The following is a 21,658-nucleotide window of genomic DNA, read 5'->3' as shown; positions in this document are numbered from 1 at the left end:
GTCCGCCCTCGCCTCTCGATGGTCCGCCGCCGACTCTCCGCCGTCCGCCCTCGCCTCTCGATGGTCCGCCGTCGTCTCTCCGCCGTCCGCTGTCGAATCGGCCATATGCCACCAGTGTCGCCGTCCCCCTTGAGTGTACCCCGCACGCCCATGGGTGGCACGTGGCACAACTTTTAAGCCTCGCTCTCCGGTTTAGGTCACTATCCTATGAGCGTCGACAGCGCGGACGACGTCGAGCGACCGGATCCCCGGGAGATCACCGTCACCGTCAACGGCGAGTCGGTGACCGCCGCGGTTCCCCCGCGGCTGAAGCTCTCGGACTTTCTCAGGGAGCAGTGCGACATGAACGGCGTGCGCGTCGGCTGCGAGCACGGCGTCTGCGGGGCGTGCACCGTTCTGGAAGACGGCGCGGCCGTCAAGAGCTGTCTCTCCTACGCCGTCCAGGCCGACGGCCGCGAGATCGAGACGGTCGAGGGGCTCGCCGACGACGGTTCGCTCCACCCGATCCAGGAGGCCTACCACGAGACCCACGCGCTGCAGTGTGGCTTCTGTACGAGCGGCTTCGTGATGGCGACCAAAGAGCTGCTCGAGGACAGTCCCGACCCCTCCCGCGAGGAGATCGAGACGGGACTGGCCGACAACATCTGTCGGTGTACCGGCTACCAGAACATCTACGACGCGGTCGAGCGGGCCGCCGAGAAGCTCGACGAGGCCGAACTGGCGGAGGAGTAATCGATGTCGCGCTCACAGCCGACGGAGGCCGAGTCGAGTTCCGGGACGACGGGCGCCGAGGGCTCCGCGACGGACGAACGGGAGTCCTTCACCGGCAAGCGCCACCCCCGGGTCGAGGACCACCGCATCCTGACGGGCGAGGCCGAGTACGTACACGACATCACGCCGCCCGAGTGCCTGCACATGGCGCTCGTCCGCAGCATGCACGCTCACGCCGATATCGTCGAGATCGACGCGAGCGCGGCCGAGGACCACCCCGACTGCGAGCTGGTGCTGACGGCCGCGGACCTCAAAGAGCGCTACGAGCCGATGCCGACCGGGATCGAGCGCGTCGAGACCGACGACGGCGTCGGGGAGATCGTCGAGTGGTCGCTGGCCGACGGGGTCGCGAGATTCGTCGGCGAGCCCGTCGCGGCCGTGGTCGCCTCGGATCGGTACGCCGCCGAGGACGTCGCCGACCTCGTCGACGTCACCTACGACCCGACGGACGCGGTCGTCGACGGGATGACCGCCCGCGAGGACGAGGTGGTCGTCCACGAGTCCGTCGGCACGAACGTCGTCGACCACGAGCGCATCGAGTTCGGGGATCCCGAGCTGGCGTTCGAGGAGGCCGACCGGGTCGTCACCGGCGAGTACTCCTGGGGACGGATCTCGGGGGTGCCCCTGGAGACGGCCGGCGTCGTCGCGACGTACGACCCCGACACCGACAGTTTCGACATCGATTGCAACATCCAGCTGCACACGCTCGTCGACGACACGATATACGACACCCTCGGCTACGACCCCGACGACGTCCGCGTGAACGTCCCCGCCGACGTCGGCGGCAGCTACGGGACGAAGATCGCCATCCACCGCTACTGCTGTCTGGCGGCGATGGCGAGCCGGGAGCTCGACGGGACGCCGGTCAAGTTCGAGGAAGACCGGATCGAGAACCTCCAGGGCGGGGACGTACACTCCTCCGATCGGGAGTACGAGATCGGCCTCGCCGTGGACGAGGACGGCACGATCCGCGGGCTGGACGTCTGGTTCGTCGACGACTTCGGCGCGTTCCCACGGTACCCCGTCAACCAGGTGCTGAAGCCGCTGTCCGTGCTCTCGAACGCCTACGAGATCGAGCACGCGAGCTACGAGTACGACCTCGTCCTGACGAACAAGACCGCCCAGACCGCCTACCGCGGGTTCGGCGTCGACCCGCACATCTACGCGCTCGAGATGATCGTCGAGAAGGCGGCCCGCGAACTGGGGATCGAGCCCACCGAGTTTAGGCGGCGGAACCTGATCGGCCCGGAGCAGATGCCGTACGCCCTCCCGTCGGGGAACGTCTACGACTCCGGCGACTACCCCGCCACCTTCGATCGCCTCGAGGAGATGATCGAAGCGGAGCGCGACGGCGGTCTGCTCGACCCCGAGGTCGTCGAGGAACGACGCGAGGCCGGCACGTACCGCGGCGTCCGGCCGACCCTCGTCATCGAGCCCGGCGTCAGCGGCTCCGACTGGACCGACCGCCAGCGCTCCGATCGCGACGCGCTCGCGGAGCGCGACCGCGGGGAGGTCGAGGAGCTCCCCGAGCACCTCCGGGTGCGCGTCGAGGAGGACGGGAGCCTCACCGCGTTCCTCGCGACCGACTCCTCCGGGCAGGGCCACCAGACGCTGGTCTCCCAGCTGCTCGCCGACGAGCTCGAGGTGCTTCCGAGCGATATCGAGGTCGACTACCTCGACAGCGTGGACGCCCCGACCGAGTACGGCAGCGCCGCCTCCCGGATGGCGGTGATGCTATCCGGAGCGACCGTCGGCGTCGCCGAGACGCTGATCGAGAACCTCGAACGGCTCGCGGCCGACCGCTGGGACGTCTCGACGGACGACGTCGCTTACCGGGACGGAGGAATCGAGCTGATCGACGGCGCCGAGTCGCTCGACCTCGACGAGCTGGCGGCGATCGACGCCGAGCGCGATCCCGAGGACCGCCTCGCGCAGGCGAGCTACGACTACGACCACCCCGCGACGGCCCACGCGGAGTTCGACGACGCGTTCGCGAAGAAGCTCCCCGTCTACCCGACCGCCGCCTTCGGCGCGAACGCGCCGATCGTCGAGGTCGACGTCGAGACCGGCGAGGTCGAGATCCTCCGGTTCCTGACGGTCCGGGACTGCGGGACGATGCTCAACCCCCAGATCGTCGACGGACAGGCCCACGGCGGCATCGCTCAGGGGATCGGTGCCGCGCTCCTGGAGGAGTTCGGCTACGACGCGGACGGCCAGCCCCAGGCGATCACCCTTTTCGACTATCTGCTGCCCTCTATCGACACGATTCCCGAGATCGAGATGGAACACACGGTGACGCCCTCGCCGTACACGGAGACCGGCGCCAAAGGAGTGGGCGAGGGCGGGATGATCGACGCGCCGGCGGCCGTCGCCGCCTCGATCAACGCGGCGCTGGAGCCCCTCGACGTGGACGAACCGGCGGATCGAATTCCGGTCGCGCCGGACCACCTGCTGGGGAAGCTGCGAGAGGCGGAGTGACGGCGCACCACTCCGCTCATCCGTTTCGTCCCGAAGCGTTCCCACGGGGGGAGCGACGCCGCGACGAGTCAGTTGGTCCGCGCTTCCCGGCACCGAGCGCGAACGCCCACTGGGCGGCCCGACCAGTCCGGGAGTTACCGATCGAGGAATTCGCCGACGAGTTTCCGTTCGGCGGCCCGAAGGTGCTGGTGGAAGGTCGAGCGGGAGATGTCCATCGAGTCGGCCAGTTCGTCGCCCGAGGTGGTCCGGGTCGCGTCGTAGTAGCCGCCGAGGTAGGCCTTCCGGAGCGCCGTCTGCTGGCGCTCGGTCAGTCGCCCCTCGAGCGCTTCGATGAACTCCCGCCTCGTGGTCGGCGGCCGCTCGCGCTCGCGGTAGGCGACGAGTTCCGTCTCGGCGTAGCGCTCCCGGAACCGATCGGCGATCGCCCGGGAGTCCGCCTCGGTCGGGAACTCGATCCGGATCCGGGCCGAGCCGTCCTCGGCCGCGATCGACCGCGTCCGCACGCCGCGTTCGGCCAGGTCGACGACGAACGAGCCCGCCTCGACGTCGAACTCGACGAGGTGTTCCTCGCCGCCGCCGCCCACGCGCGCCGCGCGTGCGATTCCCGGCACTTCGGCGGCGCGCTCGATGAGGGTTCCCGGATCGGCGTCGGTGGTGAAGAACATCGAGAACCCGCCGTCCGCCCCGTGAACCGCCCCCTCGTAATCGAGTCGACACTCGCAGCGCGCGGACAGGTCGACGACGAAGAGGCCCCGGTCGCGGACCTCGAACTCGAGCTCGACGAGGCTGTCGGTCGAGAGGATCCGTCTGCTCTCGAGGGCGTTGAGAGCGGTACCGATCGCCCGCCCCAGCGCCTCGAGGACGGTCACCTCGCGCTCGTCGAGCGCGTCGGGCCGGACCGCGCAGACCGTCAGCACGCCGTATAACGTTTCCCCGTAAGTCAGCGGAACGGCCGCGACGCCGTCGAACTCGGCGTCGAGCTCCGGGAATCGGTCGCTCCCGTCCTCCCCGCGCTCGTCGACCTCGACCTCGTGTGACTCGACGGCGCGCGCGGTCGGGTGGGTGCGATCTTCGCGTTCGACCGTGAGCTGGTCGACCTCGACGCCGGGGTCGCCCGCCCACGCCCGCGGAACCACAGACGCGCCGTCCGGTTCGCCGACCCACGCGAGGGCGTAGCTCTCGGTCTCGACGACGCGCTCGACCACGCCCTGCTCGACGCCGTCGCGGCTCTCGGCCTCGACCAGCGCGCGCGTCACGTCGCTCACCAGCCCCTGAATCCGGGCGAGCAGGTGGTCCAGGTTCCGCCGCTCGCGTTCGACCGCCAGCTCCGCCTCCTTGCGGGCGGTCACGTCGTCCTGGAAGCCGACGAAGTGCGTGATTCGACCGTCCGCGTCGGTCAACGGGGCGATCGTCACCTCGTTCCAGAAGGGCTCGCCGTCCCGCCGGTAATTCACGAGCTCGACCGACACCGGTTTCCCCTCCTCGACGGCCGCTCGCATCGCGGCGATCGCCTCGGGGTCGGAATCCTCGCCCTGGAGGAACCGACAGTTGTCGCCGATGGCCGCATCTCGCGGGTAGCCGGTCAGGCGCTCGAAGGCCTCGTTGGCGTATATCAGCGGATTGTCCTCGCGGTCGGGGTCGGAGATCGTGATTCCGACGGGCGCCTCGTCCATCGCGCGCTCCTTGAGATCGAGCTCGACCCCGGGATCCTCGGCCTCGGTCTCGGCCATAGCACCGCTTACGGAACAGCGGTTATGAGGGTTCGGCCGACACCGTCGTCCGCCGCCGTCGCGTTCGCACGACGGCCGAATCGGGCGACGGCGCGGAGTGGCTGACTAGCGAGGTTCGCAGTTTAGATGCGGCGCACCCCTCGTCTCGAACGACCCGACGATGGATCACATCGACCAATCGCTCCTGGAAGCGGACCCCCTGATCGTTGCGAACGAACGTCGTCAGTGCGTGCTACGCTACTTCCGTGAATCGCCCGCGGAAATCGCATCGGTCGAGGACCTCGCCGAGTACGTGCTCGGCCGTCACCGCGACGGCGACCCGAGGCGCCGAGAGGCGGTCCGGATATCGCTCCACCACGTCGACCTCCCGAAGCTGGATGCGGTTGGCGCTCTAGACTACGACCCGCGGAGTTCGACCGTGCGGTGCGCCACACCCGAGATGGAGCAGGGATAGCGGGCCGCCCTTCGGCGACGGTCCCAAGGTTCGGCGTCGATGCCGAGTGGCGAACGGTCGCCGTTCGATCCGATCCGTCGGAGAGGGACGATGGCGACGGAACGGCCATTCAATCCGCCCCTTCCGTCGCTTCCGCCTCGTCCGCGTCGGCCTCGTCCGCCTCCGCGCCGTTCGCCTCGCCGTCGTCCGCCGCGGTCTCGCCCTCGACCGACGCCTCCTCGACCTCGACGTCCGGAGCCTCCTCGTCCGGCGCCGCTTCGAGCTCGGACTCAGCGCCCTCGCCCGCCTCGACGGCCTCCCGCATGTCCTCGAAGTACTGGTTCACGAGGCGGTTCGTGACGCTCTTCAGCGCCCGACTCCCGAGGCTGACGAGGGTGCCCGAGACGTCGGCCGTCGCGGCCCACTCGACGGTCGTGGCGCCGTCCTCGCGCTCGAGCAGCTCCATGGTGGCGGTCATCTCGAACTCGTTTCTGGGGGCGTGACCCACGGCCGCGAGCTCCAGCCGGTTCGGGTACTCGAGCTGGGTGACGACGGCCTCGACCTCGAACTCGGGCTTGACGCTGCCGACGCCGACCGCCAGGACCGCCGTGATCTCGTGGGGCTCCTCGAGGCGCATCTCCTTGCAGCCGGGCGCGCAGTCGGCGAGCACGTCCGTGTCGGTGAAGTACGGCCAGAGTTCCTCCCGGGACTGTTCCATCTCCGTCGTACCGGTGAATTCGAGCATGTGTGAATCTCCTCGTCGGTGTCGTCGACTAGTCGGCGCGCCCCTCCGCCGCGCGATCGTACGCCCGTTCGAGCGAGCGCCGCGCGTAGACGCCCGCGACCTCCTCCTTGTACTCGCGGTCGGCGTGCATCTCCCCCTCGGGCGTCACCGCGTCGGCGACGGTCTCCTCGACCGCCGCGAGGCCCGCCTCCGAGAGCGGTTCCCCCTCGAGGATCGACCCGGCCTCCTCGACGCGCAGCGGGACGTCGGCCGCGTTCGCGAGCGCGATCCGGGCGTCCTCGACGACCGGTTCGTCGCCCGAGGGATCGTCCACCCGTATCGACGCGGCGGCGCTGACCGTCGGCCAGGTCTGGGCCGCCCGCTTCAGCTCGAGGAAGCTCATCCCCGTTCGGGCGGGCGGGAACGGCTCCCGCGGGATCGAGACCGCTTCGATCAGCTCGTCCTCGCGGATGTCGGTGAACATGTAGGCCAGGAAGTAGTCGCTCGCGGGGACCGCCCGCTCGCCGTCGACCGAGCGGAGGTGGATCGTCCCGTCGAGCGCGACCAGCACCGTCGGATAGTTGCCCGCCGGATCCGCCTCGCCGACGCTGCCGCCCATCGTTCCGCGATTGCGGACCGCGGGGCCGGCGATCTGCGCGGCGGCCTCGGGGAGCATGGGGAGGGTGTCGGCCAACCGGTCTGAGCGCTCGATCGCGCGGTGAGTGGTCGTCGCGCCGACGCGGACCGCGTCGTCGGTCACCGCGATCCCCTCGAGGTCCGCGACGGCCCCGAGGTCCACGAGGTGGTCGGGCGTCGCGAGCCGGTTCGCCATCACGATGCCGAGCGACTGGTTGCCCGCGAGCAGCTCCGCGTCCTCGAGGTCGGCGAGAAGCTCGACGGCCTCGGCGACCGTCTCCGGCCGGTGGTAGGCGAACGGCGCGGGTTTCATGGCCCCTCGCGAACGGTTCTCGACCGGCCGGCCGGCCGCGGCCGCGCCGCGGTCGGCCCGCGTCGCGTCGACGCGACGGTACGAAGATTGTGGCTCGATACCATTGATCAGTCACCCGGATACTGTATCACGAATTCAACCGAACTAATAAGTGTTGTTGAGAAACGGGATTCGAGAGCCGACGAACGACCCGTCGTCCGGCCTCGACCGGCTACACGGTGACGAACATATAAGTTCGCGGGAACGGACGTACGGGGCATGCTCGACGGCTACGAGATGCACGACCTGACCCAGCCCTGGTCCGCAGACACGCCGGCGTGGCCCACCTACGACAATCCGAAGGTGTGGTACGAGAAGAGCCTCGACACCGAGAAAGTCAACGGCCAGAAGATCGAGTTCATGAACCACACTGGCACCCACCTCGACGGCGAGAAGCACTTCATCGCCCACGGCCGCGACATCGAGGCGATGGGGCTCGACGAGCTCGTCGGCGACGGCGTCGTCGCGGACATCTCCGATCGCGTCGGCGACTACGACGTCTACACCAGCGAGATGATCGAGGACGTCTGCGACGTCCGCGAGGGCGACATCCTGTTCGTCCACACGGGCTACCAGGACTACGCCTGGTACCAGGACGAGGCGGACCCGCACCGGTACTTCTGTGCCCACCCCGGCCCCAACCAGGAGTTCGCGGACTGGTGCAAGGAGATGGAGCTCGAGTACCTCCTCCTGGACTGCGGGAGCGCGGACCACCCGATGAACACGGTCGTCCGCGACGTGCGCCCGGAGCTGGCCGAAGAGGCCGCCGACCACCTCGGCGTCGACGACCTGGACGAGATCTTCCCGCCCGAAGGCTACCAGCTGATGCACACCGAGCTGTTCCCGGAAGGGATCGTCCACGTCGAGAACGCGCGCGTGCCCGAGACGCTGCTGAACGAGCGGGTTCAGATCGGGACCTTCCCCTGGCGCTTCCGGGGCGGCGAGTCGAGCGTCTGCCGGTGCGTGGCGTTCGAAGAGGTGTGAGGGCCGCGGCGGCGTCGGATCGGTCGTCGGACCGCGATGACCCCGCCCGACGGAGATCCTTTAAGTGCTTCTCGTGATAACGGTTCCTAGTAGAGGTTCTCCGGGAGATCGAGTTCGTGAGCCGCGCTTCTCGAACGGAGCCGGGTCCGTCGGCCGCGGCGCGTCCCCTTTAAGAACTTCTCGCGATAAGGGTTCGTAGTAGAGGTTCTCCGGAGGATTCCGTTCCGAGAGGCGGGTCCCTCGATCGGCCCGTCCCGACCGTTACGAGCGAGAAGCGGGCTCCTCGATCGGCCCGTCCCGACCGTTACGAGCGAGAAGCGGCCCGTCCCGGCCGCGGCGGACGTGGCGCGTCCGCTCGGGATCGGTCGACGCGCGATCCGTCGCGGGAACGAGGTGGCGGTATTTTAAGTACTTCTCGCGATAACGGTTCGTAATAGAGGCTCTCTTCCGACGCCGAATCCGCGAGCGCGGCGTCAGCGCGGACCGCTTACCGCGCCGTTCCTGTCCGATCGCCTACCGCGCCGTCCCGGTCCGGCGGTTCGACCCGACACACGACACCGATCCGATACGTGAACCCGGACCTTCTTGAGTCGCGACTCCGTACTCCGGAGGGATGACCGACGGCCCTCCACCGGAACCGACGGATCCCCCGGACGACGAGCCGGGCGAGTCGAGACGACGCGAGGTCGGCGGCGGAGCGCGACCGGAGCGGAGCGATCACCGCGATCGGCCCGTGAGCGCCCGCCCCGGCGACGGCTCGCTCTCGCGACTCGACGCGGTCAAGGACGAGCGGATCCGGCGGTGGGACGTGACGACCCCGAGCGCGACGCTCATCGGTCGCCCCGACCGGCCCGGCGAGGACGTCGGCGAGACCGTCAGGCGGCTGCACGAGGAGCGCCACCCCGCGATGGCGGGCCACAGCGCGCGGATGCACCGGCTGGAGAAGGCGCGGATCGCCCACGCGCTGTGCAACGCGCTGGCGCTCACCCGCTGGGAGCGCGACCGCGTCCTCGGGATCGTCGCGGAGCTCGACTTCACGGCGTTCGGGAGCCGGCGGGCGATCCCGACCGTCTCGCTGGTCGTCATCCAGTACGTCGTCGACGACGAGCGCCGCCGCCGGCTCGGCCTCCACGACCGCGAGTGGGTGCGCGAGCGCTCGCCCGGGGAGCTCGAGGACCTGTACGATCGCTTCGAGTCGATCACCGACGATCCGCGGTACCGGGAGCTGATGGCGGCCCACGGGCTCGACAAGACCGCCGTCAACCGCCTAGACCGGGTCCTCCAGGAGCAACTCGAGGAGTTCGACCTCCACGGCGCGGCGCTGGGACGAGCGCCCCACCGGGATCCGAACTTACCGGCGATCGGCGGCCGCGAGCACGGCGAGGCCTGAGAACTCGACGCCGCGAGCACGGCGAGGCCTGAGAACTCGACGCCGCGAGCACGGCGAGGCCTGAGAACTCGACGCCGCGAGCACGGCGGGACTACCGGTACACCAGGACCGGCGTCGGCGACCGCCTGACGACCTTCTCCGCGACGCTCCCGAGGAGCACGCGGGCCACGCCGTCGCGGCCGTGGCTCCCCATCACGACCAGGTCCACGTCCTCGTCCTCGGCGTAGCGGACGATCAGGCGGTCGGGCCGGCCCCGCCCGCGATCCGTCTCGAGGGCGACGCCGTGCTCGGCGGCCAGCGTCTCGGCGGATTCGAGAACCGCCGTCGCCGCCTCGCGTCGGCGCTCCTCGTCCGGGACCTCGCCGGTCATTCCGGAGAACGTTCCGAGGTCGCCGCGGCCGCCCTCGAGGACGTGCAAGGCCACGAACTCGGCGTTCGGGAACCGGTCCATCGCGTAGGCGAGGGCCTCGCGAGAGTGCTCCGACTCGTCGACGGGCACGAGTATTCGGTCGGTCATGCGAGTGAGTACGTCGCGGAGCAAAGTAAGGTTCGTCGACCGTTCCAATCCGGTGAGAACGGTGTCGGGTCGCTACTCGGCGAGCGCGGCCCTCAACCCGGACGGAGGGGTAACTCGACGTGGGTCGGGTGGTCCGCGTCGTGGTGGACCGTGTTCGTCGCCACCCGGAACTCGCGGTCGCCGTAGAGCGGCCCGCCGGTGTTCGGGTTGACGTCGTAGCGCGGATAGTTCGACGAGGAGATATCGAGTCTGATCCGGTGGCCCCCGGCGAAGACGTTCGCCGTCGGGTACGGCTCCATGGAAAACTCGTAGACCTCGCCGGGTTCGAGGAGGTCGGGCTCGTCCCGGTAGCCGCGGAATCGGCCGCGACAGATCGAGTCACAGAGGTTGACGGCGAAGCCGTTCGGGAACGCCTCGCTCGGCGGGTACTCGTCGATCAGCTTGGCGGTGAAGTCCGTGTCCGGGCCGTCCGTGGATCCGTAGACGGCGACGCGGATCGGTCCCGCGATCTCCGCGGGCTCCTCCAGGGGCGGCGTTCGGAAGACCACCACGTCGTCTCGCTCCTCCAGCGGGCCGTACGGCGGTTCGGCGCCGAACGTGTCGGGACGGGTGCGCTGGTCGAACCCGCCCCGGCCGGTGATGTCCTGCAGCTTGCGCTCGCTCAGGGGATACTCCAGGATCGACTCCGCCCGGGGTTCGTAGGTGATGTACGACGAGCAGTTGCCGCCGATCGTCGGGACGGGATCCCGCGGGTCGAACGCGTAGCTCGTGCTCGACTCCTCGTCGGGTGGCTCCTCGATCGAGAGGGTCCCGCCTTCGTGCGCGTAGTACCGGGTGAACTCGGTGTCGGGTAGCGGCCACTCGTCGGCCGACCGCCACTCGCCGCCGTGGAAGAGCCGGCCGTCCGTGGTCCGCGAGCCGGCCCCCCTTCCGGAGTCGGCTCCGGTCCGCGAGTCCCCACCACCCCCCATCTGGAAGTACTGAACCGTCGGCTGGTCCGCCCAGGTGTCCGTCCCCTTGAGGTAGTGATCGAAGAAGTCCAGGCGAACCTGCTGGTAGTCCCGCAGCGCCGCCTCACCGAACTCCAGCTCGCCGGAGTAGGGCTTGTTCCAGGACGGCAACGGATAGCCGTTCCAGCCGTGAGTCCACGGCCCCATCAGCAGGTAGTGGTCGCTCTCCGTGCGGTCGGCGAGCGCCTCGAAGTTGTCGCAGGTGGCCTTGGTGTAGGAGTCGTACCACGCGCCCGCGTAGACGGTGGGGACGTCCGCGCTCTCGTCGTAGTACGCCTCGAAGTTGATCCCGGGTTCCTGCCAGAGTTCGTCGCTCGCGGCGCCCCGCGTCATGATGTCGAACGCCCACTCCTCGTAGTCGGGGACGTGGCGAAGCGGCGACTGGCCGCGCTGAACGGGACCGTTGGCGAGCACGTCCCTGACGTCGACGTTCGCCAGCCGCTGCTGGAGTTCCGAATCGTCGAGCGCCCGCTTCGCGAAGCCGCCGCCGAGGGTCAGCGCCCAGCAGAGCCACCGGAGCTCGAACGCGCCGTTGTGCCGGAAGGTGGCCTCGCGCCCGTTCGCCGCACCCTGGTTGACGAACATGGCCGCGAGGGAGGGCGGGTCCTGCGTGGCCAGGGCGCTCTGGACCCACGCGCCGTAGGAGGTGCCGAAGGTGCCGACCTGGCCGTCGCAGTACTCGCGGTCGGCGAGCCACTCGACGGTGTCGTAGCCGTCCTCGGGTTCGTTCACGAAGATGTAGTACTCGCCCTCGCTGTCGAACCGGCCGCGGCAGTCCTGTATCGCGACGACGTAGCCGCGCTCGGCGTACCACTCGCCGTGGCGTTCCATCCGGCCGCGCTTGCCGTACGGCGTCCGGTCGAGCAGCGCCGGCTTCGGCTCGTCGATCGGCTCGCCGGTGTTCGGGTCGGCGGGACGGTAGATGTCGGTCGCGAGTCGAACGCCGTCGCGCGTCTCGACCGGCACGTTCAGCTCGGCATGGACGGCGTACTCGGGATCCGTCGCCATGGAACACACTCACGGCCCCGGTACGTTAGTCTATCCCTGTACAGGGGTTTCCCACGGCCGACCGGTTCGACGGCGCGGCGGCCGTCGGCGGCGGAAACCGCGATCGAAAAGCGAAGAGAGAGCCGAGCTCGACCGTTCGATCGTAAGTCAGCGAGCGTGACAGTACGGATTTGCGGTAGTTTTATTGGACCTCCCTGGGACGTACTCCGCATACCTGTGCGAGTGTGTGGTAAACCCTCGTGCAGCATAGTTCGGTGTGCAACCGACCGACGGAGCGATTCCACATGACAGGGGAACACGACACCGGAGACGGAGCGCGAACCGACGGCGGAAACGTAACCCGCGAGGAGGCGTCGTTCGTCGAGTACGGCATCGACGAGAAGCCGCCGCTGGGCGAGTCGATCTTCCTCGGCTTGCAACACTACCTGACGATGATCGGGGCCACGGTCGCGATCCCGCTCATCCTGGCCGGGCTGATGGAGATGCCGCCGGCCGAGACCGCGCGGCTCGTGGGGACGTTCTTCGTGGTCTCCGGCGTCGCGACGCTCGCCCAGACGACGATCGGGAACCGCTACCCGATCGTCCAGGGCGGGACGTTCGCGCTGCTGGCGCCGGCGATCGCGATCATCCTCGCCCACGGCGGTCCGTGGGAAGCGACGATCCTCGAACTGCAGGGCGCGATCATCGCGGCCGCGATCGTCCAGGTCGCGCTGGGATACTCGGGCCTCCTCGGGAAGCTCAAGTACTACCTCTCGCCGGTGGTCATCGCGCCGGTGATCGTCCTGATCGGCCTGTCGCTGATCGACGTCGGCGACGTGACCAGACCGGATCAGAACTGGTGGCTCCTCGGACTCGCGCTGTTGCTGATCATCGTCTTCTCACAGTACCTCGATAAGTACAGCCGGTACGCGAAGCTGTTCCCGGTCCTGCTCGGGATCGTCGTCGCGTGGGCCGTCGCCGCCGTCATGACCGCCACCGGCTTCTACACCGAAGAGTCACACATGACCGAGGACGGCAGCCTCGGGTACGTCGACTTCGCGCAGGTCGCGGACGCGGAACTCCTCATGCCGATCGTGCCGTTCCAGTGGGGCATCCCGGAGTTCACCCTCGCGTTCGCGATCGGCATCCTCGCCGGAATCTTCGCGTCGATCCTCGAGAGCATCGGCGACTACTACGCCGTGGCCCGGATCGCCGGCGTCGGCGCGCCGAGCGAGAAGCGGATCAACCACGGGATCGGCATGGAGGGCCTCGGCAACATCTTCGCCGGGATCATGGGGACGGGTAACGGCTCGACCTCCTACGGCGAGAACATCGGCGCGATCGGTATCACGGGCGTCGCCTCCCGATACGTCGTCCAGGTCGGCGCGGTGATGATGATCGTCGTCGGCTTCTTCGGGCCGTTCGGCGCGTTCATCACCACGATCCCCGGTCCGATCGTGGGCGCGCTGTACATCGCCATGTTCGGCCAGATCGCCGCGGTCGGCCTCTCGAACCTCAAGTTCGTGGACCTCGACGCCTCGCGAAACGTCTTCATCGTCGGTATCGCGCTCTTCCTCGGGCTGGCGCTGCCGAACTACTTCGGCAACTTCGCCAGTCCGGAGGAGTTCCAGGCGGTCGCCGAGGGGGCCGCGGTCATCGGGCCGGTGCTCGGCCAGCAGGTCGTCTCCGACACGATCTTCGTCGTCGGCTCGACGACGATGGCCGTCGGCGGCATCATCGCGTTCGTCCTCGACAACACGGTCGAGGGCACCCGCGAGGAGCGCGGCCTCACGCAGTGGGCGGAGCTCTCCGAGGACGAATCGGAGTTCCAGACCTTCTTCGAGCGGATGCGTTCGGGCGGCGAGCCGAGCGTCGCCGAGAAGGCCGACTAACCCCGTCGCCCCGCGTTCTGCGCCCTCCAGTTTCCGTTCGCGAGACGTAGATTGATTAGCGCCCCGCCCCCAGAGGGAGACGAATGCCCGACAGGTCGGGACTCGAACTCGAGCGCGGCGAGCGACTTCACTACCGCGGCGACCTCCGCCGAGACGGCGAGGAGGTCGCCGTCACGGCGGATCGCCTCCTCGTCCGCCGGGAGGACGAGCTGGTCAGCGTCCCCTACGAGAACGTCAGCGAGGTCAACCACGAGCAGTTCGACTGGTTTCTCGGAATCTTGAGCGCTTCGCTGGTCGCCTTCGGCGTCTACGGGATGACGCAGAACCCGCTCGTCGGCGCCTTCTTCGCGCTCGCCGGGCTCTGGAGCCTGCACCGGTCCTACCGCCACCGCGATCTCGTCCGCGTCCACGCGCACAACCAGCCCAAGCCCCTCGAGATCTACCCCGAGAGCGTCGACCGATTGTACGCCGCGCTCGAGCCCGCCATCGAGGCCGTCCGAGCGGAGCGAGCCGAGGAGTGATCGCCGCGAACGCGAGCGATCGTCGGCGCGCGCCTCACGGGGTCAAAACGGGGGAACGCTTTTCCGACACCGTTCGGATGGTACGGTATCGCATGACCCCCTCCGATCGAATCCTCGAGGACGTAACGGTGGTCGACCTGTCGACGTTCGTCACCGGCGGCTTCTGCTCGCTGATGTTGGCGAACCAGGGCGCCGAGGTCATCAAGGTCGAGCGCCCCGGCGTCGGCGACGACATCCGCCACTCCGGGCCGCCGTTCGTCGACGGCGAGTCGCCGTACTACTGGACGGTCAACTACGGCAAGCGGAGCGTCGAGCTCGACCTGAAGACGGCGGCCGGCCGCGAAGCGCTGTACGACCTCGCGAGCGAGGCGGACGTCTTCCTCCAGAACTTCCGGCCGGGGACCGCCGAGCGCCTCGCGGTCGACGAGGAGACGATCCGGTCGCACAACGCCGACGTCGTCTACTGCGCCATCTCCGCGTTCGGCCAGACCGGGCCCTGGCGCGAGCGGCCGGGCTACGACCTGCTGGTCCAGGGGATGGGCGGGATCATGAGCGTCACCGGCGAGCCCGACGGGCAGCCGGTCAAGGTCGGACTCCCGATGACGGACCTGATCACCGGCATGTGGGCCGCGTTCGGCGTGGTGAACGCCCTCTACCGCCGCGAGCGGAGCGGCGAGGGCGAGTACCTCGAGCTCGGGATGCTCGATTCCGTGCTGCCGTGGCTCACGAAGCAGGCCGGGAAGGTCTTCGCCGGCGAGTCGCCCGCCAGGATGGGGACGAGAGATCCCGTGCTGGCGCCGTACCAGACGTTCGAGACGGCCGACGGCCACCTGAACGTCGCCTGCCTCAACGACCGGCTCTTCGAGCGCCTCTGCGCCGCGCTCGAGCGCGCGGACCTCGCCGCGGACGAGCGCTTCGCGAGCAACGCCGACCGCGTCGAGCACATGGCGGCACTCGAGGCCGAACTCGAGGCCACCTTCCGGGAGCGGACCACCGAGGAGTGGATGACCGTCCTCGTCGACGAGGCGGGCGTCCCCGCGGGACCGGTGTTCGAGGTCGAGGACGCCCTCCACAACGCCCAGACCGAGGCCCGCGGGACCGTGACGACGATCGAGGACCCGGACCGCGGCGAGATCCCGGTGATCGAACACCCGCTCAACTACGGACGCGCCGACAGCGGGTTCGAGGCGCCGCCCCCCGAACTCGGCGAACACACCCGGGACGTCTTCCGGGCGCTCGGCTACGACGCGGACGAGATCGACGCGCTGGCCGAGCGCGGAGCGTTCGGCGGGCGGTGACGGTTCGCCTCGCCGTCACGTCCGTCGGCGCCAGAGCGTGCGCTTTTCGTACCCCCGGCCCGGACGGACGGACATGCAAACGCGGGGGACGCTGCGACTGGCGACGCGGGGCTCGACGCTGGCCCGGCGACAGGCCGCACTGGTGGCGGAGGGACTCGAAACGCGTCGGTACGAGGTCGAGCTCGTCCGCGTCGAGACGACGGGCGATCAGCTCCGCGACGAGCTGATCCACCGGCTGGGCAAGACGGGCGCGTTCGTCCGCGAGCTCGACGAGCGCGTCCTCGCCGGCGAGTGCGACGGCGCCGTCCACTCGATGAAGGATATGCCGACCGACCAGCCCGACGAGCTGGTGACCGCCGCGGTGCCCGAGCGCGGGCCCGCCGGCGACGTCCTGGTGACCCCCGACGGGGCGACGCTCGAGGAGCTCCCGGATGGAGCGGTCGTCGGCACGTCGAGCCTGCGGCGGCGCGCCCAGCTGCTGGCCGAGCGCCCCGACCTCGAGGTCCGAGCGCTACGCGGCAACGTCGACACCCGAGTCGAGAAGCTGCTCGCTCCCTCGCTCCAGGCGGAACACGAGCGGCGACTGGCGGCCGAAGCGGAACACGAGTCGACCGCGGACACCGCCTACGACCGCACGGTCGAGGAGTGGTTCGACGGGCTCGCGGAGGTAGAGCGGCGGGCGCTCGGCCGCGAGGTGGAGACGCGCTACGACGCGATCGTCCTCGCCGAGGCCGGCCTCGTGCGCAGCGGGCTCGCCCGCCAGATCGAGTGTCGCCGACTGTCCCGCCGGCGGTTCGTCCCGGCGCCCGGCCAGGGCGCGCTCGCCGTGACGGCCGTCGACGGAGACGACGCCCGCGCGATCAAGGAGGCGATCGACCACCCGCGCAGCCGGGTCGAAGCGACCGTCGAGCGGACGATCCTCGCCGAACTCGGCGGCGGTTGCATCGCCCCCATCGGCGTCCACGCGATCGTCCAGGGCGAGTACGTCAACGCCGCGGTGCAGGTGTTCGACCGCGACGGCGAGGAGTCCGTGATCGCCAATCGGGACCTGCCGATCGAGGACTACCCGGCGGCGGCCCGGGAGTTCGCCGCCGAACTCGCCGACCGCGGCGCCGCCGAGCTGATCGAGGCGGCCCGCCGCGACGCCGAGACCGACGGCAGCGACGTCGCCCGGAGCGAGGACGGCGGCGGTGCGGACCGGTCAGCCGGCGACGACGAGGAGGCGTCCTGAGATGTCGGGCGACGGCGGCGACTCGCGAGGCGGCGTCGACGACGCCCCGACCGACGACGGCGAGGACGACGCGACCGGCACCGTCCACCTCGTCGGCAGCGGCCCCGGCGACCCCGAGCTCCTGACCGTGAAGGCGGCTCGACTGCTCGAGGAGGCCGACGTCGTCCTCCACGACAAGCTGCCCGGTCCGGAGATCATCGAGCGGCTCCCCGAGGAGAAGCGCGAGGACGTCGGCAAGCGCGCGGGCGGCGAGCGGACGCCCCAAGCGGCGATCAACGAGCGCCTCGTCGAGCTCGCCCGCGAGGGAAAGACCGTCGCCCGCCTGAAGGGCGGCGACCCGTTCGTCTTCGGCCGCGGCGGCGAGGAGGCCGAGCACCTCGCGAACGAGGGGATTCCCTTCGAGGTCGTCCCCGCCGTCACCTCGGCGATCGCCGCCCCCGGCGTGGCGGGGATCCCGGTCACCCACCGCGATCACGCCTCCTCAGTCTCGTTCGTTACCGGCCACGAGGACCCCACGAAAGCGGAGTCCGCCGTCGACTGGGCGGCGCTCGCGGCGACCGGCGGGACGATCGTCGTCCTGATGGGCGTCGGCAAGCTGCCGGAGTACACCCGCGCCCTCCGCGAGGCGGGGATGGACTCCGAGACGCCGGTGTCGCTGATCGAGCGGGGGACCTGGCCGGATCAGCGCGTCGCCACCGGCACCCTGGAGACGATCGTCGACGTTCGCGACGAGGCGGGGGTCGAGCCGCCCGCGGTCACCGTGATCGGCGAGGTGGCGGCGACGCGCGAGGCCGTCCGCGAGTTCCTGGCGAACGAGCGCGGCGCGGAGTCGCCGACGGCGACCGCGAACGACGGCGGGGTGGGCGGCGATGAGTGACGGCGGCGCGACCGGCCCGGACGACGCCGGCGAGGCGGTCGACGCCGCGGACGACCGCCCGCTGGTCGCCGTCTTCCGCCCCGACGACGAGCGCCTCGAGGAGGCTGGCGCGCTCCTCCGGGAGCTCGGCGCCGAGCCCGTCCAGGACCCGATGCTGGCGATCGAACCCACCGGTGAGACGCCCCGAGCGGACGCCGACTACGCGATCCTGACGAGCAAGACCGGCGCCGAACTCGTCGCCGCGGTCGACTGGGACCCCGGCGCGGCGACGCTGTGCGCCATCGGGCCCGCGACGGCGGACGCGCTCGCGGAGGCGGGGTACGACGTCGACCTCGTCCCCGACGAGTACACCTCGAGCGGGCTGGTCGAGGCGCTGGCCGCCGAGCCGGGGATCGAGGGCGCCGCCGTCGAGGTCGCCCGGAGCGACCACGGCAGTCCCGTGCTGCTCGAAGGGCTCGAGGAGGCCGGCGCCGACGTTCACGAGGCGGTCCTCTACCGACTGACGCGCCCGGCGGGAAGCGGGGAGTCGGCCGCGCTCGCCGCCAGCGGCGAACTCGACGCCGTTTGCTTCACCTCCTCGCTCACCGTCGAACACTTCCTCGAGGCGGCCGCCGAGCGCGGGGACGTCCCCGAGACGGTCGCCGGACTCGCGGAGGCGGTCGTCGGCGCGATCGGCGAGCCCACGCGCGAGACGCTGGCCGAGCGCGGGATCGAAGCCGACGTCGTGGCGAGCGAGGCGACGTTCGAGGCGCTGGCGCGCGAGACGGTCCAGCGGCTCGATCGGTGAACGTCGCCGTCGACCGCCTCACCGCGGTTCCGCCACCCGGGCGGCCAGGTAGTCGGCGGCGGGATCGATGGCGGCCCACACGCACGCCGCGAGTAAAACCAGCGGCGGGAGCGCGGCCAACAGGAACAGCGCGTCGTAGAACCACATCGCCCCACCCAGCGCGCTCACCGCGGGTGCCAGTCCGCGGTGGGCCACCAGGAGCGCCGCCAGGACGACCAGCCAGAAGGTCGCGCTCGCCCCGCGCTCGCGGAGTTCCCGAGAGCCCGGAATCGCTTCCCGGACGAGCGGCGGGAGCGCGGTGGCGAGAGAGCCGAGCAGGGCGACGACCGCGAGGGTCACGACGGCGCCGGCCAGCGCCGCGTACGTCGACCCGGAGACGTCGATCCCGGGCAGGAGCCCGACCAGGAACACCACCAGCAGGAGCGCTAACGTGGCGAGCACCAGCTTGCAGATCGCACGGACGGTTCGCCGATCCGCGGCGGGCCGATACGACCGACTCGATCGCGTGGAGAGCATGGCGGAACGACGGTACCACGGAGCCCTTCAAAAACGGTGCGCGACGTTGACGATCGTTTACGGCGACGAACGGTCGTGAACGGTCCGAGTTCGGCTTGCCCGTGGGGATCCGGGTGCGGCTCCCTGACGGGCCCCGGGCGGACTGCACCGTCGCCGCAACCGCACATTTATCCCCGAAGCCGAACCAACCCACCACCGATGACCGGCCCCGTCCCCGAGCTGGCCGAGCGGGCGACCGCCTGCGCCGAGCGGTTGCTCGCGGCCGAGCGCGTGCTGCTGACCTCCCACATCGACGCCGACGGGCTCACGAGCGCCGCGGTCGCGGCCAGCGCCTTGGAACGGGCGGGGATCCCGTTCGAGGTCGTCTTCGAGAAGCAACTCGACGAGGAGGCGGTCGCGCAGATTGCCGCAACCGACTACGAGACCGTCTGGTTCACCGACTTCGGCAGCGGCCAGTTGGATAGCATCCGCGAGCACGAGGACGCGGGCGCGTTCACGCCCGTGATCGCGGACCACCACCAGCCCGCCGACGCCGACACCGAGTTCCACTGCAACCCGCTGCTCGAGGGGATCGACGGCGCCTCGGAGCTCTCGGGCGCCGGGACGGCCTTCGTCGTGGCGCGGGCGATGGCCGATCTCGCGGGGGCGAGCGGCGAGGGCGGGCCGGCCGAGACCGCCACCGACGGTGACGCGAAGACCGTCACCGACGGGGGCGCGACGGCCGCGACGACCGCCCGCCCGGACAACCGCGATCTGGCCGCCCTGGCTATCGTCGGCGCCGTGGGCGACATGCAGGCCTCCGGCGGCGAACTGCACGGAGCCAACGCCGAGATCGTCGAGGAGGGCGTCGCGGCCGGCGTCCTCGAGACGGGAACGGACCTCGCCGTCTACGGCACGCAGACCCGCCCGCTTCCGAAGCTGCTGGAGTACGCGACCGACGTCTACATTCCGGGAATCTCGAACGACCAGAACGGCGCGCTGCGATTCCTCGACGGGCTCGACCTCGACCTGAAGCGGGACGGCGACTGGCGCCGGTGGGCCGACCTCGAGGCCGACGAGAAGCAGACCGTCGCCAGCGCCCTGGTCCGGCGGGCCGTCTCCAGCGGCGTCCCCGCCTCCAAGATCGACGGACTGGTGGGAACTTCCTACCGACTGGCCGCGGAGTCCGTCGGCACCGAACTGCGCGACGCGAGCGAGTTCTCGACGCTGCTCAACGCGACCGCGCGGTACGACCGAGCTGACGTCGGGCTCGCCGTCTGTCTGGGCGACCGAGACGGCGCGCTCGAACGCGCGCGAACGCTGCTGCGCTCACACCGGCGGAACCTCTCCGAAGGGATCGACCTCGTCACGACCGAGGGGGTCACCCGCGAGGACCACCTCCAGTGGTTTCACGCGGGCGACCGGATCCGCGAGACGATCGTCGGCATCGTCGCCGGCATGGCCCTCGGCAACGAGGGCGTCGATCGCGATCGACCGATTCTCGCATTCGCCGAGAAGGGGGACGAGCCGGATGCCGTCAAGGTCTCGGGCCGCGGCAGCCACGCGCTCGTCCGGCGGGGACTCGACCTCTCGGTCGTGCTCGGCGAGGCGGCCCGCGCGGTGGGCGGGGACGGCGGCGGTCACGACGTCGCGGCGGGGGCGACGGTACCCGCCGGGGAGGAGCCCGCGTTCCTCGAACTCGCGGACGAGCTCGTCGGCGAACAGCTCTCCGGATAAGCGCGTCCGGACGGCTCGCCGTCGGCGTCAACCCGATCGCTTCATCGAACCGGGCACCGTCGGCACGAGCGGCGCCCGCGACGTCACGATGTACGTCGTCTTCCGGACCGCGCCCTTCGCGTACTGCACGGTGCTCTTGTGCACGGGCGTCCGCTTGCCCTGGATCTGGGTGCGCCCGTCGAGGATCGCGTCGACGAGATCGTCGCCGTCGATCTCCGCTTTCGTCGTGTCCGGGTCCTCCGGCGTCACGAGGACCTCCGTGTACGCCTTTCCGACGTTCGGGAGGTAGTGAGCGTCGCTGGCGCCGATCTCCGGATAGCCGCGCCGGCGGGCGAACGTCCGCGCCCGCCGGTTGCGATAGCCCGTAAAGAGCATCGAATTGTACGTCTCGATCGCGTCCGCGTCGCGAATGTGGCGCTTGCGGACGCCGTGACGGCTCCGCTGGAACGGGTGGGGCACGACGGCGACGCCGCCGAGCTCGCGGACCCGTCTGACGGTCCGCACGAACGGTTGGCCCGGCGCCGGTCGCTCTTCCACGCCGATGGCCAGCAGGTGGCCGTGCGCGGTCGAGACCTCGACGCCCGGGATGCCGATCAACCCGTAGTCGGGCGCGAGGTCGGCGGCGCGGAGGGATTCGCCGATCTCGTCGTGGTCGGTGATCACGACCCCGTCGAGGCCGATGTCGGCGGCGTGTTCTAAGATGAGCTCGATCGGCTCGTGACCGTCGTAGGAGTCGTCCGAGTGGACGTGGAAGTCGATCGCGAATGGGAGGGATGTCATGGGACCGCCCAGAGGCTGTACCCTGTTT

The 21,658-nt window shown here is 70.1% G+C and carries 19 protein-coding genes; 12 read left to right on the top strand and 7 right to left on the bottom strand.

Annotation, left to right across the window (positions count from 1 at the left end; all coding sequences use genetic code 11):
- The first annotated feature begins 207 nt into the window (after window positions 1-207).
- Both QZT59_RS06985 and QZT59_RS06980 read left to right on the top strand, forming a co-directional pair.
- A complete protein-coding gene (locus QZT59_RS06985; RefSeq protein WP_290813348.1) occupies window positions 208-732 on the top strand; it encodes a (2Fe-2S)-binding protein in 525 nt (174 codons plus the stop codon).
- Between the two features lie 3 nt (window positions 733-735).
- Window positions 736-3,249, top strand: a complete 2,514-nt coding sequence (locus QZT59_RS06980) for a xanthine dehydrogenase family protein molybdopterin-binding subunit (RefSeq protein WP_290813345.1) — start codon at window positions 736-738, stop codon at window positions 3,247-3,249.
- A gap of 134 nt (window positions 3,250-3,383) precedes the next feature.
- Here the strand turns inward: QZT59_RS06980 and QZT59_RS06975 are convergent, their stop codons facing one another.
- On the bottom strand, window positions 3,384-4,979 hold the full coding sequence (locus QZT59_RS06975; protein WP_290813342.1) for a bacterio-opsin activator domain-containing protein: 1,596 nt from the start codon (window positions 4,977-4,979) through the stop codon (window positions 3,384-3,386).
- A 160-nt stretch (window positions 4,980-5,139) separates the two neighbouring features.
- Here QZT59_RS06975 and QZT59_RS06970 point away from each other — a divergent pair, with 160 nt between their 5' ends.
- The gene (locus tag QZT59_RS06970; RefSeq protein WP_290813339.1) at window positions 5,140-5,433 is read left to right on the top strand and encodes a hypothetical protein; all 294 of its coding nucleotides are present in this window, start codon (window positions 5,140-5,142) and stop codon (window positions 5,431-5,433) included.
- A 109-nt stretch (window positions 5,434-5,542) separates the two neighbouring features.
- Here the strand turns inward: QZT59_RS06970 and QZT59_RS06965 are convergent, their stop codons facing one another.
- Window positions 5,543-6,157: a CoxG family protein gene (locus tag QZT59_RS06965; protein WP_290813336.1), complete on the bottom strand. Its 615-nt coding sequence runs from the start codon at window positions 6,155-6,157 to the stop codon at window positions 5,543-5,545.
- 28 nt (window positions 6,158-6,185) lie between these two features.
- Window positions 6,186-7,085 carry a xanthine dehydrogenase family protein subunit M gene (locus QZT59_RS06960; protein ID WP_290813333.1) on the bottom strand — a complete coding sequence of 300 codons (900 nt, stop codon included), beginning with the start codon at window positions 7,083-7,085 and terminating at the stop codon, window positions 6,186-6,188.
- 258 nt (window positions 7,086-7,343) lie between these two features.
- Between QZT59_RS06960 and QZT59_RS06955 the strand changes: the two genes are divergently transcribed.
- Together QZT59_RS06955 and QZT59_RS06950 are read left to right on the top strand one after the other, a co-directional pair.
- The gene (locus tag QZT59_RS06955) at window positions 7,344-8,108 is read left to right on the top strand and encodes a cyclase family protein (RefSeq protein WP_290813330.1); all 765 of its coding nucleotides are present in this window, start codon (window positions 7,344-7,346) and stop codon (window positions 8,106-8,108) included.
- A 613-nt stretch (window positions 8,109-8,721) separates the two neighbouring features.
- A complete protein-coding gene (locus QZT59_RS06950; protein WP_290813328.1) occupies window positions 8,722-9,498 on the top strand; it encodes a DNA-directed RNA polymerase subunit epsilon in 777 nt (258 codons plus the stop codon).
- Window positions 9,499-9,589: 91 nt separating this feature from the next.
- Here QZT59_RS06950 and QZT59_RS06945 read toward each other — a convergent pair whose 3' ends face one another.
- Together QZT59_RS06945 and QZT59_RS06940 are read right to left on the bottom strand one after the other, a co-directional pair.
- Window positions 9,590-10,015 (bottom strand): universal stress protein, encoded by a 426-nt coding sequence (locus QZT59_RS06945; RefSeq protein ID WP_290813325.1) that lies wholly within the window; start codon window positions 10,013-10,015, stop codon window positions 9,590-9,592.
- 92 nt (window positions 10,016-10,107) lie between these two features.
- Complete coding sequence (locus QZT59_RS06940; protein ID WP_290813323.1) at window positions 10,108-12,033, bottom strand: CocE/NonD family hydrolase; 1,926 nt, start codon at window positions 12,031-12,033, stop codon at window positions 10,108-10,110.
- Window positions 12,034-12,317: 284 nt separating this feature from the next.
- Here QZT59_RS06940 and QZT59_RS06935 point away from each other — a divergent pair, with 284 nt between their 5' ends.
- From QZT59_RS06935 to QZT59_RS06910, 6 genes are all read left to right on the top strand, one after another.
- Window positions 12,318-13,904 (top strand): solute carrier family 23 protein, encoded by a 1,587-nt coding sequence (locus QZT59_RS06935; protein ID WP_290813321.1) that lies wholly within the window; start codon window positions 12,318-12,320, stop codon window positions 13,902-13,904.
- A gap of 83 nt (window positions 13,905-13,987) precedes the next feature.
- Window positions 13,988-14,425 carry a hypothetical protein gene (locus QZT59_RS06930; protein ID WP_290813319.1) on the top strand — a complete coding sequence of 146 codons (438 nt, stop codon included), beginning with the start codon at window positions 13,988-13,990 and terminating at the stop codon, window positions 14,423-14,425.
- A 92-nt stretch (window positions 14,426-14,517) separates the two neighbouring features.
- Window positions 14,518-15,723: a CaiB/BaiF CoA-transferase family protein gene (locus tag QZT59_RS06925; RefSeq protein ID WP_290813316.1), complete on the top strand. Its 1,206-nt coding sequence runs from the start codon at window positions 14,518-14,520 to the stop codon at window positions 15,721-15,723.
- Window positions 15,724-15,796: 73 nt separating this feature from the next.
- Window positions 15,797-16,954 (top strand): hydroxymethylbilane synthase, encoded by a 1,158-nt coding sequence (hemC, locus tag QZT59_RS06920; RefSeq protein ID WP_290813313.1) that lies wholly within the window; start codon window positions 15,797-15,799, stop codon window positions 16,952-16,954.
- Window position 16,955: 1 nt separating this feature from the next.
- The gene (gene cobA, locus QZT59_RS06915; RefSeq protein ID WP_290813310.1) at window positions 16,956-17,831 is read left to right on the top strand and encodes a uroporphyrinogen-III C-methyltransferase; all 876 of its coding nucleotides are present in this window, start codon (window positions 16,956-16,958) and stop codon (window positions 17,829-17,831) included.
- On the top strand, window positions 17,824-18,618 hold the full coding sequence (locus QZT59_RS06910) for a uroporphyrinogen-III synthase (protein WP_290813307.1): 795 nt from the start codon (window positions 17,824-17,826) through the stop codon (window positions 18,616-18,618). Before cobA ends, QZT59_RS06910 begins: the two co-directional genes overlap by 8 nt.
- Before the next feature lie 18 nt (window positions 18,619-18,636).
- Here QZT59_RS06910 and QZT59_RS06905 read toward each other — a convergent pair whose 3' ends face one another.
- Window positions 18,637-19,134 carry a hypothetical protein gene (locus tag QZT59_RS06905; RefSeq protein WP_290813304.1) on the bottom strand — a complete coding sequence of 166 codons (498 nt, stop codon included), beginning with the start codon at window positions 19,132-19,134 and terminating at the stop codon, window positions 18,637-18,639.
- Window positions 19,135-19,332: 198 nt separating this feature from the next.
- Between QZT59_RS06905 and QZT59_RS06900 the strand changes: the two genes are divergently transcribed.
- Window positions 19,333-20,850, top strand: a complete 1,518-nt coding sequence (locus tag QZT59_RS06900) for a DHH family phosphoesterase (protein ID WP_290813301.1) — start codon at window positions 19,333-19,335, stop codon at window positions 20,848-20,850.
- A gap of 27 nt (window positions 20,851-20,877) precedes the next feature.
- On the opposite strand, the gene QZT59_RS06895 is transcribed toward QZT59_RS06900, so the two are convergent.
- Window positions 20,878-21,630 carry a PHP-associated domain-containing protein gene (locus tag QZT59_RS06895; RefSeq protein ID WP_290813299.1) on the bottom strand — a complete coding sequence of 251 codons (753 nt, stop codon included), beginning with the start codon at window positions 21,628-21,630 and terminating at the stop codon, window positions 20,878-20,880.
- Window positions 21,631-21,658: the final 28 nt, after the last annotated feature.

The organism is Halovivax sp. (assembly GCA_007119345.1).
Taxonomy (GTDB): domain Archaea; phylum Halobacteriota; class Halobacteria; order Halobacteriales; family Natrialbaceae; genus Halovivax.
Note: the sequence above shows the minus strand (reverse complement) of the source record. Positions and strands in the feature narration are given on the sequence as shown.

Bases quoted from the DNA above. Each gene is read 5' to 3' on its own strand.
- QZT59_RS06985 (WP_290813348.1), top strand. From the start codon at position 208: ATGAGCGTCGACAGCGCGGACGACGTCGAGCGACCGGATCCCCGGGAG.
- QZT59_RS06965 (WP_290813336.1), bottom strand. From the start codon at position 6,157: ATGCTCGAATTCACCGGTACGACGGAGATGGAACAGTCCCGGGAGGAA.
- QZT59_RS06960 (WP_290813333.1), bottom strand. From the start codon at position 7,085: ATGAAACCCGCGCCGTTCGCCTACCACCGGCCGGAGACGGTCGCCGAG.
- QZT59_RS06930 (WP_290813319.1), top strand. From the start codon at position 13,988: ATGCCCGACAGGTCGGGACTCGAACTCGAGCGCGGCGAGCGACTTCAC.
- QZT59_RS06940 (WP_290813323.1), bottom strand. From the start codon at position 12,033: ATGGCGACGGATCCCGAGTACGCCGTCCATGCCGAGCTGAACGTGCCG.
- QZT59_RS06970 (WP_290813339.1), top strand. From the start codon at position 5,140: ATGGATCACATCGACCAATCGCTCCTGGAAGCGGACCCCCTGATCGTT.
- QZT59_RS06945 (WP_290813325.1), bottom strand. From the start codon at position 10,015: ATGACCGACCGAATACTCGTGCCCGTCGACGAGTCGGAGCACTCTCGC.
- QZT59_RS06935 (WP_290813321.1), top strand. From the start codon at position 12,318: ATGACAGGGGAACACGACACCGGAGACGGAGCGCGAACCGACGGCGGA.
- cobA (WP_290813310.1), top strand. From the start codon at position 16,956: ATGTCGGGCGACGGCGGCGACTCGCGAGGCGGCGTCGACGACGCCCCG.
- QZT59_RS06980 (WP_290813345.1), top strand. From the start codon at position 736: ATGTCGCGCTCACAGCCGACGGAGGCCGAGTCGAGTTCCGGGACGACG.
- QZT59_RS06900 (WP_290813301.1), top strand. From the start codon at position 19,333: ATGACCGGCCCCGTCCCCGAGCTGGCCGAGCGGGCGACCGCCTGCGCC.
- QZT59_RS06895 (WP_290813299.1), bottom strand. From the start codon at position 21,630: ATGACATCCCTCCCATTCGCGATCGACTTCCACGTCCACTCGGACGAC.
- hemC (WP_290813313.1), top strand. From the start codon at position 15,797: ATGCAAACGCGGGGGACGCTGCGACTGGCGACGCGGGGCTCGACGCTG.
- QZT59_RS06950 (WP_290813328.1), top strand. From the start codon at position 8,722: ATGACCGACGGCCCTCCACCGGAACCGACGGATCCCCCGGACGACGAG.
- QZT59_RS06905 (WP_290813304.1), bottom strand. From the start codon at position 19,134: ATGCTCTCCACGCGATCGAGTCGGTCGTATCGGCCCGCCGCGGATCGG.
- QZT59_RS06925 (WP_290813316.1), top strand. From the start codon at position 14,518: ATGACCCCCTCCGATCGAATCCTCGAGGACGTAACGGTGGTCGACCTG.
- QZT59_RS06910 (WP_290813307.1), top strand. From the start codon at position 17,824: ATGAGTGACGGCGGCGCGACCGGCCCGGACGACGCCGGCGAGGCGGTC.
- QZT59_RS06975 (WP_290813342.1), bottom strand. From the start codon at position 4,979: ATGGCCGAGACCGAGGCCGAGGATCCCGGGGTCGAGCTCGATCTCAAG.
- QZT59_RS06955 (WP_290813330.1), top strand. From the start codon at position 7,344: ATGCTCGACGGCTACGAGATGCACGACCTGACCCAGCCCTGGTCCGCA.